The 12100-nt window shown below is 35.0% G+C and carries 12 protein-coding genes and 1 pseudogene; 2 read left to right on the forward strand and 11 right to left on the reverse strand.

Features of this window, described 5'->3' with window-relative positions:
* The 9 genes and pseudogenes from BLP87_RS04810 to BLP87_RS04850 form a co-directional block, all read right to left on the reverse strand.
* Nucleotides 1-189, reverse strand: a pseudogene (locus tag BLP87_RS04810) (hypothetical protein); the annotation flags it as partial.
* A 5-nt stretch (nucleotides 190-194) separates the two neighbouring features.
* The gene (locus BLP87_RS04815) at nucleotides 195-1379 is read right to left on the reverse strand and encodes a glycosyltransferase family 32 protein (RefSeq protein WP_083334483.1); all 1185 of its coding nucleotides are present in this window, start codon (nucleotides 1377-1379) and stop codon (nucleotides 195-197) included.
* 30 nt (nucleotides 1380-1409) lie between these two features.
* The gene (locus tag BLP87_RS04820) at nucleotides 1410-2864 is read right to left on the reverse strand and encodes a hypothetical protein (protein WP_143002091.1); all 1455 of its coding nucleotides are present in this window, start codon (nucleotides 2862-2864) and stop codon (nucleotides 1410-1412) included.
* A gap of 147 nt (nucleotides 2865-3011) precedes the next feature.
* Complete coding sequence (locus BLP87_RS04825; protein WP_074461700.1) at nucleotides 3012-4118, reverse strand: polysaccharide pyruvyl transferase family protein; 1107 nt, start codon at nucleotides 4116-4118, stop codon at nucleotides 3012-3014.
* A gap of 17 nt (nucleotides 4119-4135) precedes the next feature.
* Nucleotides 4136-5413 carry a Coenzyme F420 hydrogenase/dehydrogenase, beta subunit C-terminal domain gene (locus tag BLP87_RS04830; protein ID WP_074461701.1) on the reverse strand — a complete coding sequence of 426 codons (1278 nt, stop codon included), beginning with the start codon at nucleotides 5411-5413 and terminating at the stop codon, nucleotides 4136-4138.
* Nucleotides 5414-5430: 17 nt separating this feature from the next.
* Entirely contained in the window at nucleotides 5431-6462 is a 1032-nt protein-coding gene (locus BLP87_RS04835) for a hypothetical protein (protein ID WP_074461702.1), read from the reverse strand.
* Nucleotides 6463-6599: 137 nt separating this feature from the next.
* Nucleotides 6600-7622, reverse strand: coding sequence for a hypothetical protein (locus BLP87_RS04840; RefSeq protein ID WP_074461703.1), 1023 nt, complete (start codon nucleotides 7620-7622; stop codon nucleotides 6600-6602).
* 42 nt (nucleotides 7623-7664) lie between these two features.
* The gene (locus BLP87_RS04845) at nucleotides 7665-8198 is read right to left on the reverse strand and encodes a hypothetical protein (protein WP_074461704.1); all 534 of its coding nucleotides are present in this window, start codon (nucleotides 8196-8198) and stop codon (nucleotides 7665-7667) included.
* Nucleotides 8199-8881: 683 nt separating this feature from the next.
* The gene (locus BLP87_RS04850; protein ID WP_074461705.1) at nucleotides 8882-9727 is read right to left on the reverse strand and encodes an Rpn family recombination-promoting nuclease/putative transposase; all 846 of its coding nucleotides are present in this window, start codon (nucleotides 9725-9727) and stop codon (nucleotides 8882-8884) included.
* A gap of 273 nt (nucleotides 9728-10000) precedes the next feature.
* Here BLP87_RS04850 and BLP87_RS04855 point away from each other — a divergent pair, with 273 nt between their 5' ends.
* The gene (locus tag BLP87_RS04855) at nucleotides 10001-10846 is read left to right on the forward strand and encodes a PD-(D/E)XK nuclease family transposase (RefSeq protein ID WP_074461706.1); all 846 of its coding nucleotides are present in this window, start codon (nucleotides 10001-10003) and stop codon (nucleotides 10844-10846) included.
* Nucleotides 10847-10937: 91 nt separating this feature from the next.
* The gene (locus tag BLP87_RS04860; protein WP_074461707.1) at nucleotides 10938-11363 is read left to right on the forward strand and encodes a DUF3990 domain-containing protein; all 426 of its coding nucleotides are present in this window, start codon (nucleotides 10938-10940) and stop codon (nucleotides 11361-11363) included.
* Between the two features lie 35 nt (nucleotides 11364-11398).
* On the opposite strand, the gene BLP87_RS04865 is transcribed toward BLP87_RS04860, so the two are convergent.
* Together BLP87_RS04865 and BLP87_RS04870 are read right to left on the reverse strand one after the other, a co-directional pair.
* On the reverse strand, nucleotides 11399-11659 hold the full coding sequence (locus BLP87_RS04865) for an HNH endonuclease (RefSeq protein WP_051199161.1): 261 nt from the start codon (nucleotides 11657-11659) through the stop codon (nucleotides 11399-11401).
* 90 nt (nucleotides 11660-11749) lie between these two features.
* Nucleotides 11750-12100 carry a helix-turn-helix domain-containing protein gene (locus BLP87_RS04870; RefSeq protein WP_074461708.1) on the reverse strand — a complete coding sequence of 117 codons (351 nt, stop codon included), beginning with the start codon at nucleotides 12098-12100 and terminating at the stop codon, nucleotides 11750-11752.

Consider the following 12100-nt stretch of genomic DNA (forward strand, 5'->3'; position numbering starts at 1 on the left):
CGCAAACTTAGCTTGATCAATCTTGGCATTCTCATATCCCGCAATCGTTTCTTCATTGCTCCATTTAAACCTTATAATCTCGCACATATAACCCTGTTTTTCTATATATTTTTGCAGTGCATATGCTTGAAGCTGTGCTCCGAAATTATAGGTCTTGTAGTACAGCGTGAGTATACCGACTTTTTTCATCCTTTTTATCCCCTCGTTCTTTTCCAGTCCGCAAAAAGCCTACTATTTATTTTTTCTCTGAGACTCTTTTCTCTTTCAAATATTCCTATCTCATCCTGATCCTTCCAAGAATTATTACACCAATGAATTCCTACTGTTCGATCCGTAAGTGTAAGCTGCGCCAACTGGTAACTACCATCCTCACATTCAACCGGTGTTAAAGGACACAAATAATCACTTGATAAAAATAAAATATCATCTACAACATCAAGCGAATTATCAAGATAAAAGCCTTTATGCCTAAAGTATTCATTTGTATACCTAGGACATGGAGTAAGATTGAGTGTTCCATCATCATATACAAACGGGATGTTTTCATACATATCAAGCATTTCTTTTAACTCTTGTGCCCCCTTTTCAGCCGCAAAGCCTAATCCCGTTGCTAACTCGCCATACTCCATATATGCAAACATCATTCTGTATTTAAGAATAAAATCAAGTTTCCCAAACAACTCCACATCAGTATCAAGATATATTCCACCATGTTCATACACCGCCCATAATCTCACATAATCTGATACAAAAGCATATTTTTTTCTTTTATACGCATCCCTCACATATCTCGGAGCATTCTCTATATCAAAGTTCTTTTCACTCCACTTGATTATCTGATAATCCGGATGGTACTTACCAAAACTTTCAATGCATCTAATATCTTTTTGCGGAATATCTTTTTCTCCAAACCAGCAATAATGTATAATTCTGGGTATTATTTCATTATCACAACTTTCAGTATCAATTTCTGCTCGATATTTAGGCGAAGGAAAGTATGAATATCCCCAACGAAATGTACCTATTCCATATATACATGGCATATTTTCAAATAAATCCATTCCGTCAAGTTGTTCCGCCACATCTACAACGTACTTATCTGCAACAAGAATAAATACCACATATCTTTCAGCAACATTTTTTTCAGAAAAAGCAGGCAGATATCGTATCTTTATATGTCTATCTAATATCTGCACTTCGTTGCCTTCAATTTTTTTATCATTATCCAATATATAATCAATATTATTCAGTAAAAAAAATTTATCCTGATGGAATTGAATAAAATTTCTAAATGTTCCACCAGCGCCAATTAAAATAACACGATAATCACTATACTTCCTTACATATTCATCATAAGAAATATTTTGTAATCTCACCATGATCGCTACCCACAACAATATTCACTCTTATTATGTATTTCCGGCAACTATATTTGTATAATGCACAATCTCATTTCTCATTTCAGGAAGCGACAAAACTTTTTTCATTTCTTCTTTGGGCTCATCACCATTAAACATAGAAACCTCTTCAAATTCACTTTCTGAAAATGTTCCCCAATTTTCAATTCTTGAGAAATCCACGATATCACATCCAAGTTTACTTCCAAGTTTTACAAAATCAGGCATTTCTATATAATTTCTATTGCTAACCACAAACCTTATTATAAATTTACTGACTTTTCCTTCTTTTTTAAGTTTAGAAGCAAGAGAAAGCCCTCTCATAACATTTTCCCATCTTCCTCCACGCCTGACTTTCTCATATGTTTCTTTAGTTGCGGCATCAACAGAAAACATCAAAATTATATCCTTAAATTTTCCATCTATCATTTTCCATTTATCTTCGGTAAATATATTTCCATTCGACAGAATGGTAAGAACAGTATTGGGATATGTTTTATCAAAAATCCTGGCGTATGCCTTACTTAAGAATACCTCTCCATTTCCGGCAACCGTAAGCCTGTGCACCTTCGGTAAAAGACTTTCAGATATCTTTTCTGCTATTTGGATATTTCCATCAGAATTATCAATAATATACTTATCCCGACATGATTCGCAGAACAGATTACAAGTATTGTCAAATGCAACATCCACATCAACAATGTTCTGATCATGCATATACAACTCATCATCCACTACATTTTTGTCTTCTAAGCACAACATATCTCTTGTATTAGACATAAACGGACAACATACTGTATTGCAAAAAGCATAACTCTGATTCATAAATGATACCCGTATTATTCTTGATGTTATAGTATCATAAGCATTTTCTGAATTATTTAATACATTTCCAACAAAAATAGGTAACCATTCATAGCAACAATGCGTTAATAAACCGCTTACACCTACATTCAAATAAGTAAACGGTCTCCTACATGCTACTCTTTTTAATGGTTCAGCTGTAATTGCCCTTCTAAACAATTGAGCATTATTATTAAGAAAAGCGGGGTTAGCTCCCAATATAAAATCTTCCCCTTCTTTTCTTCCACTCTTAACAAGAAAACTACTTATTTCTCCCGCATACTTTGTTGTTGTAACGATAATAAAGAAATCACCGATATCAATTTGCTCTTTCCGAACAAATGGAATGCCTAAATACTCACCTTCCTTAGATTGATCGATAATGACTTTAGGGCTACAATACTTCATTATTGTTCCTATTTGTTTATCAAGCTCAATTCCTCCGCCCCAAAGCGCAACAGGTCTATCATTGGGAATATGTACATCATTTAGTACATCTATAAAATCAGAGAGCATAATAATCCTGTCATCTGATGATTTTTCAATATGATTATCCTCTGTGATATCATCGACTATATAAAAATCAGTATTACTATCATCCTCTACAGAATCAGAAACGTTCATCTGAATCCCATTTCCAAGTACATAGCACAAGTAATCACGAATGACGCTTCGTCCAATAAATGTCGCAGTTGCCTTACCTTCACGTACTTCAAAATAGCTATTACAAGTCACCCAGCACCTCTATTCTCAACTTATCCTTTTTCATACTCAGCATTCATCTAATACTTCACCAAAATCTAATGCTTTCTTTTTATAAACAGGCATCTTCTTTATAAGATGCTTTTTTATTGATTGCTCATTGTCCAAAAAATATTTAAATTTCTTTGTCAAATCAAGATCATCATTCAGTTTTCTAACATTTATCACATAAGGCTCACTTTCTCCAAATATATCCTCTGCAATACCAATTGATTTCACTGAATATCCTACAACAAGTGTAGGAACGTTTGTTGAATAGGCTGCAATTGATGCATGTGTTCTTGCCGTAAGTAATAATCTAAGTTTTGAAATAATATATTTTATCTGCATTGAATTCAATAATTCCGATTCCATAATAGAAACTCGAGTTTCTCCCTCAAATCCTATATACAATTTTCGTGCAGCCTCTAAATCAAAACCATTATTCATAACATGTTGAATAATAAGAACATTAAATGTGGTTTCACGTAATATATAATTAATAACATTTCTATAATTAGCTAAAACAATCTCCTCAGAATTACCTACTCTTTTCCCCATTATCAAATTGCTAATATTTATGCCTATAGTATTTCCAAATTCAAACCCATATGGCAAACTGCATTTTTCTATTGGTAAAACAAATGCCGGATCAGGATAATAGTATGACTTTTCCATACCAAATTTCTCCTTAAACAAATTCGCCGTACGTTTCTCTCTAGCTGTTATTACCGAAAATCTATTTATATCCTCAAATTCTGAAGTCATCAAATGTTCTGGCAGAAGCGAACAATCATATAATATAGTTCTTGCTTTTGTATTTTTAAATATTTCATTGTTAACATGAATCATATGAGTATTGTCATACCCATAATCATAATTATCTGCCCCTGTAACAAGTACCACATCAGCATTTCTGACCTCATCTAACAAGTAACTAATAGTACCTGAAGCATCATATTTCGGCAAAATAACATCAGCATCTGAAATATCTTTTAAAACTTCACCATAGTTGCCATTAGAAATTACAATTCTCGCTTCCGGATGCCAAAATCTACATATAAATGCAACGCCTCTAATTACCGCTTCAGATCCACGATTATACATAATTGAATTATTTGTAATTACAATTTTCAATATAATATGCCCTTCCTTCAGAGAGTGTTAATTATCCAGTTATCTATATAATCAAAACTAGTTTTCCCCATATCAATTAGTTTATTAATTATTTGGCATACCACAGCAGTATTCTCAACCATAATAAGTACAAAAACATCATTTTCTACTACCGTTTCAGGTGCCTTACACATTATTCCATATTCAGTAATTTTATCCCATTTCTCAGGATTACTATCCACTACATATTTTACTTTTATTCGTTCCATAACATAAGGAGCCAGCTTATGAAAGCAATATCCTGCCCCCCATAATACAACTTGCTTATCCTCCATGCACCTCATACAAGCAGGCATATAAACTTTAGATTGTTTTCTAACTGCGTCCCAAAGCCCTATTTTTCTTATATCTCGATCAAATTCATTCCATTTTTTATTTTCAGGATGTGAATTGAAATATCTGGGACTATGGCGTAATGCATACTCAGCATCTGTTTCCATCAACATAAAATTCACATCAATAACCTTTTCTAATAAATGTTTCCCTCTATCTGTCTGAACATATATTATAGAAACACCATCCTCGTTATACTCTTTCATTTCGGGCTCACATCCCCAAAAATCTCCAACAGTCATATCTGCATAGCGATTCTTCCCTTTTAATACACATCTATAACACGCTTTTTTCTTGTAAAAATTGAATGCATAGCCATAAGCAGAATTATAAAAAGGAATTATATGTTCGCTGCCATCTTGTAACTTTGCACATATATATAATGGCGTCCAACCATCTCTCTTATTTCTGACAGTAAAATCAACTACTTTTGACTTATGTATATCCTCAATTTTTCTTATATACTCCTCATGAACATTTTCATTAGTAACACCATCACATAATAGTTCAATAGTATATAATCCATCATTTTCAATATTTTTATTCTGACATATTCTTTTCACTGCAGCCACATCACAACTTAAACCTATAAAAAGAACCGTTCTTCCAATAGCTACGTCCTCACAAACCGCTTCGTATACAGATTTCCACTCACCATCTAAATACACTTGTTTTTTTACATAAACATATTTACTGCCTTTTAATTTTGTTAATGCTGAGCACTCCTCCACACGCAAATAATGAGCCGAGTAAAAATCTTCTGAATAAGTTGCTCCATATACTATTCCACCCTTACGTAATATAATTTCAGAAATAGCGGACACAACCCCTCCTGAGGAAGATGCCTTTAGTGCAATTTCATCTCTATAATAACCAGCATATGTAGCTATAATATTTGTTTGTTTCAAATACTCTGATTCCATTTAATAATTCTCCATTTTTATGACATAAGAATCAAAAAGTCTGAAAGATCAAAATCTCTTTTTTCTTGAACAATTCCTCTATTCATAAAATATTCAGCATCCCTAGTCGTTATTCTCTCTTTAATAAATTTTTCTCTATCTTTTTCTTCTATTACCAATTTGACAGATTTAGTCATTTCTTCCAAGCAGCATATATACTCACCATCATATGTAAGATATTCTTCACCTTCTTTGGTTTTCTTAACATAAATATATGAAACATTCCTTTCACTAATCTTATTTAAATCATTAATATCTATAACTAATGTTTTATTTTCTTTTTTTACATATATTTTTTTATCGATAATATATATTCCTCTAGAATATGCTTTTTTTTCACTCTCAATAATTATTTCTTTGCAAATTGCATTTCCATCCCAAACATAAATTTTTCTACTATCATTTCTTGCAGAAAGCCAAAACTTGTCTTCAGCATAAGCAATTCCAGAAAATCCATCGCTTTCTGGTACAATTTCTATCCATTCATATTTTAAATTTGACATATCAAACTTAAAAACATATCCCCCACTACAATACGCTGCATATATAATGCTTCCATGTATCACAATATCATTTCTGAAATATACTCCTCCTATTTTATTATCCATACCTTTTCGTATATCTATATACTCTATTTCATTTGATACAACATCCAATACGACAATTTTTCTATATCTACTAGGAAGCAAGTAGATCTTATTTTCAAACTTAACTGCCTTCAAAAACTTATAATCACAATCTGGATTTTCAATTTCTATACCTTTCCACATCTTCTGCTCCAAATGATAAATCCATATTTTTTTTGCATTCAAAGGTATTAGTATAATACGTTTATCAACACAAAAAATCTGCGAAACCAGTGCTTGTGCATATATGCCCTCATCAGGGATATCGCTTACTAATTCATGCTGATCCGTATTTTCATATTTAATCAATGCGTTAAATTCATTGCACACATAATAAATTGCCCCATCTATATTCAATATATCATATGCAGTAAGTGTTTTCATTTATCCCCAACTTCCTTTTCTTTCAAAAAAATCACACCTGCCTATGAAATAAACATTAAATTCATTTCATATAGCAGGTGTGTCTTAAAATTATGCAATATTACAAGCTACATAAATTTATCTCTACATTATCCTGCTTAATCTGCTGCCACAATAGGAATTTCAACAACAGTATTATCGCTATATGTTAAGATAAACTTCTTATATTTAGTTGCATCAAGAAGAACTTCTTTTCCTGTCACAATTGCAAATACATTGTTAGTATATGTATACTGTGTGCTTACAGTAAGTACAACCGCACTATCATCAACCTTTATAACCTTGGCAGATTTTAATGTAGCCTCACTAGCAACACCACTTATTGTTGCAGATTTAACTGCTGTGCTCATTGACACAGGTGATGCTGACGGACCATCTTTATGCTCTGCATATGACCATGTAACCTTAATTACAGGGAAATTTACACCATCTTCCCATGTAGCATTCTTATTAAGAGCACCTGCAAGATTATATGAACATGTATTCCAATCTGCAAGATTCTGTGTTTTCACTTCATATTCATAACCCTTATCTTGATCCCACTTTTTCTCATAATTCGCAGGTATACCCGGAACTGTTGTGGTTAATGTTGCTGCAGCTGCTGAACTAAGAGCTGCTGTCTTAGGATCCTGTGCTGCTCCATCTGTAACAGCAAGATATAACTTATTGGCTTTATCTGTGTTTTCAAATGTAGCACTATTTGAATACTCTATTATATCACTTCCGGCTGTTTTCTGCTCGAGTTTAACAGTGACATCAACATCGCGTGCATTCTGACTTGTTACAGTAAAAGCTTTACTCTTATCTGTATAAGTAGCTTTAGTATCTCCATCTGCATCTACAGTCTTAAAAAACACTCCGGTTGTTCCGTTAAAAGTAGCTCCACCATAATGTGCCGCAGATGTTGCTGCAATCAATCCATTAGGATCTGCGATATAATCGTAATCATGTTCACCAATAGTTGGAAGAGTAATGGACATTACCGGATACTGTATTGCTCCACCTTCATAATCACCCTTACCATCAATTGTAGTATCTGCAAATGCAGTAATTGTGCATCCTAATACCATTGATGTTGTAAGTACAACTGTTAATAATTTTCTAATTCTCTTTGCGCTCATGTGAATTCCTCCTTGCCTTCACCGATTTGTTTCTTTTAAGAATTACCCTTCAACTATGATACTTAAGGTAACTCTCAAGGTACTGAGTGTGTTCTGGTCCTCATCAATCAAATGGTAGATAACAACGCAAGGATACGTTCCTGCAGATAACTGCTCTTCAAGAGCTATATCCTTTAGTTCGCCTCCTCTGGGTATAACCGGAGATTTATATAGTACCTTATTTTCATCCTCTTCAAGCACAATATCAAAGAACACGTCGTTGGTATTGGCTTCGACATTTTTTACCACAGCATCATAGGATGCTTCAGATCCTGTCTTAAAATGCCATGTAGGATTCATGGTAACCGTATAATATCCCGGTGCTACCGATTCAATTTCTTCCATCTTCTCGAGATTATCCAGCACCTTCTCCACATTATTCTGAGTAACAACAACATTTCTGGGTTCTTCCTTGATCCCAGTTGTTCTGGTAACCAGCAGATAAACAATAACTCCAACCAGCGCAGCCATCACAACTGCTACGCAAATGCCTATTACGCGGCTTTTACTCGTATTTGTATCTTGCTGTTTTGCCATATGTTCTCTCCTCATTCTAATGTATTTATGTCTTCTCCGAATTGCATTCCATATCTATTTCCGGAGATAAGACGCCAACTATAGACACTGTTTATGCAATACTTACGGAGGTCGTTCTCGTGCCCTTTGCAAATCCGAACTTTCAGATTTGACTTTCTTTCTGCGAGTTATCATACTAACCACCCGCACTTTCTGACTACTTATTAGTCTGAATCCTATGAACCCATTCAGTCCATGTTAATAAGTTGCTCATCAAGTCATCAGCATCAAGTCTTGGATTCCTATTTCATAATCCGGGCCGTACAAGGACTTTTTTACCCTTGAAAATCATGTAGTTTAAAGTATTCTGATTATACAAAATTGCACGTCATAGCGTCAATAAATGCACAGAATACAACTTTTTACGTAACATCCGCTATGGTGTGTCCGATATAACGCACCAATAAAGGATTTACTAATTCACATATCGGAAAATTGTATTGAGATATTTATAGTATTGCGTATGATTTTATAGTTTTTTTATATTTGACTAAAAGGTAGTGTACTGACACGCTTCCTCCATTAATGGTTGCAAACAGAAAATCCCGCGGAATCTACGTACTTGTAGACTCCGCGGGAAAGATATTTTTATATAGCATATTGCTGCAAAAACACAATCATCACACAATACAATGTTTATTCCATCAGCCATATACCTTTTTCATCATAGCCTTAAACTCATCAAGTGTTACTCCTGCTCTGTCTGCTGCAACCTCTATGCTCAGCAAACCATCGTGCACCAAAGATATTAAAGTATTGTCACGACCTTTCTCTATTCCCCTTGTTTCAATCTCATCAAGAACTGTACACATACTGACACGCTCCTTTCCTTTTATACCTTCATATACATCCGAAAATCTATTATCATCCGTTAATGCACTCATTAAGCTAAGCATTTCCTGAACATGCGTTATCTTCTCATCCGGTGCGATATATCTTCCTGTCTTGCGCATCTGCACAAAATAATCTGCAACAAACCTAAAGTCACTCTTAAATTTTGCTACGGTAGCATCGTCCAGATACGCAATCTGAAACAGATTTATGCCGTAATCAAAAACATATCTCTTCAGTTTATCAGGAACTTCCAGTCTGTCATATAATGTTTTGGCCTTGCTCCATTTTTTCTTGTAACCATAGTATAGCACAAGTGATACAACCGGGTAACGTCTATCGCTTCCATTGGAAATCTGTGCTCTGTAGCCTGCTGCGTCGTAACTCATAACCCTTAGCGGCATATCAGATTCTTCTGCAGTTTCATTTTCGAATCCTATTGCTGCCAACCTGATCCGGCTATTATTCCAATACTTGTAAATATCCCGCTCCTGATCTCTTATTTTACCATTTTCCGTATAGTTGCTATACGGACTCCCTTCTGTCAACTCTTCCTGCCGCACATAATCAGCGCCATCGAATAGCAGGACATTAACGATATCCGCAAATACATCGTTGTAGTCTTCAAGCGCTTTCTCTGTAATATCTTTTGTTCCCATTTCTACAAACCACTTTCTATAAATTTATACTACTATGCGGATTCTATCTTAAAAATGATAAGATGTCAATATAACATATTCATGCTCATTTCATTTTAAGATTCTTATCTCGATAAAATTCCACTACAAAAAATCTTAAGAAATTTCGACGGTATTTCTTAAGATTTATTTGATAGAATAGTCTTTGTCGGTTAACCGCTATAAAGTAATGCGGTCATTCTTGCCGACGTCTACGACTTTATGCCATCTATTATTTCTAGGAGGTTTTTTCTAATGAAAACTAAAAACTTAAAGCAGGGACAGACTTACGAGACTGCCACAGGTAAGATTGAGTACACCCTGCAAAGCGACATGATGTTCCACTACGTCATGCAGAAATCCAAAGGCGCCCTTACAGGGCTTGTCTGCGCCCTAAAGGGTATCTCACCGTCTGAAGTCAAAGACATCCATGTTGAAAATCCTATCGACCTTAATAACGCAGTGAGGGAAACAATCATGGATATCAAGCTTACGCTGAATAGCAATGAAATCATGAATATTGAGCTGCAGATGTATTTTGAAGAAAAGTGGATTCAGCACTCTATCCTTTATCTATGCATGGCCTATGACTGTATAGGCCATGGCGAAGATTATACCCAGATCAAGCCTACTACTCTTTACTGTATCACCGATCTGAATCTCCTTCCTAACGCTGACCCTGAGTTTTATTCAAAATATCAGTTTCTTAATGTCAAAAATCACAAATTGTACTCTGATATTATCGGAATAAACGTGCTACAATTAAACCACACAGGACTGGCAACACAGAAAGATATTGATAATAACCTTGTATATTGGGCCAATCTTTTCAAAGCTACGACTTGGGAAGATTTTAAAGCACTTGCAAAGGATAATCCCGCAATAGAGGAGGTGGGAACTATGATTTTCGAACTTAATTATGACAATCAAGCCAAAGAGCTTCTTGAGGGTCAGCGCCGCTATAGAGAACAGATGGCTACGCAATACGCCTCCGGGGTTATAGACGGTAAGAAAGAACTTCAGCCGATAATCGATGATCTGGAAGATGAAGTGAACCGTCTCCAGGCGCTCCTCAAGGAACACGGAATCTCAGACAAATGATTATATAAAGAAATCCCGCGGTATTTATCTACGTACTCGTAGACTCCGCGGGTAAGAAATTTTGTAACTTGACACTCTCTATAATCAAGCTTTGTCATTTGTTTTTGAAAATGATAAGTCCTCTGTATATTCATTTAGATGTTCCCTTGATGGACTAGATATTTGCAAATTTGATTGTTCTATGGAATGGATGCTCGCCATTTGCTATCATCGCGGAACACTTGGTCCTTATTCGGATAGCGAAAAGATAAAGCATATCGTAGATAAAATAAATACTGCTGACGTAATTATTGCTCCAATCGCTGATAATAAGATGTTCTACGTTATGGCACAGTTTACTGATGGTGAAATAAACGCTGATGTTGCTCTTCATTCATTATCAGCGTCAAAGCTTGGATTTCAGTATATTTTCAAAACTGAAAAAGCCTTAAACAAGCTGATTCCGATAGAAAAATATTACCTTTGCGCACCTGAACGCGACGAATGTAAAAAACAATTGATTGAAGGGAAATATTAACTTGTTTGTTAAAATTGTACAAACAAGTTTTATTTCTATCTTCCTATACTATAAAATGGATCAAGATACGGCACTTCATCTCTTTTTACAATTCTCGATCCCTTCTGCTTGTTACAATGCTTGCACATAGGAATCAAATTGCTAATCTCATCCGTTCCTCCTCTGTACTTGGGAATGAGGTGGTCGATGGTTGTCTTTTCGAGCAGAAGTATCTTGCCACACTTAGCGCAGACACCACCGGTCTTTGCATGGATTATGCGTTTTATGTTTCGCTTTTTTTGCTTCTGTCCCCTCATATGTTTTCTCCATGTGTTATATATGACAATATTATACATTTTACGGCAAGATATCAAAACGAATTGATATCTTGCCGTAAATTATCATCGTTAATCAGGCATTTTAGTCAACGCCTCTGCATACCCAAGCAATCTTGATTGCTGAGCTTTATCCATTGAATTGAATGCTTTAATAAGTTGTCCGCTCTCTGTCAAAGCATCAATCGCATACCATTCAGAAGGATTTCCTCTGTCGCCATGTGATTCGATTCCGGACAAAAGCCACTGCGGCGTAACATCCAGAACTTTACAGATGATCATGATTTTCTCTGCAGTAGGATTTGTATTCTTCTTGCGCCAGTCGCTTATCGTACTCTCTGCTATTCCTGTACGTTTAGCAAATTCCTTCTGTGTCATTTTCATTTCCTGCAATTTATCAAATATGCGATCTCTTATAGTCAT

Origin of the sequence: Butyrivibrio hungatei, from assembly GCF_900101605.1 — a bacterium.
Lineage (GTDB): Bacteria > Bacillota > Clostridia > Lachnospirales > Lachnospiraceae > Butyrivibrio > Butyrivibrio hungatei_B.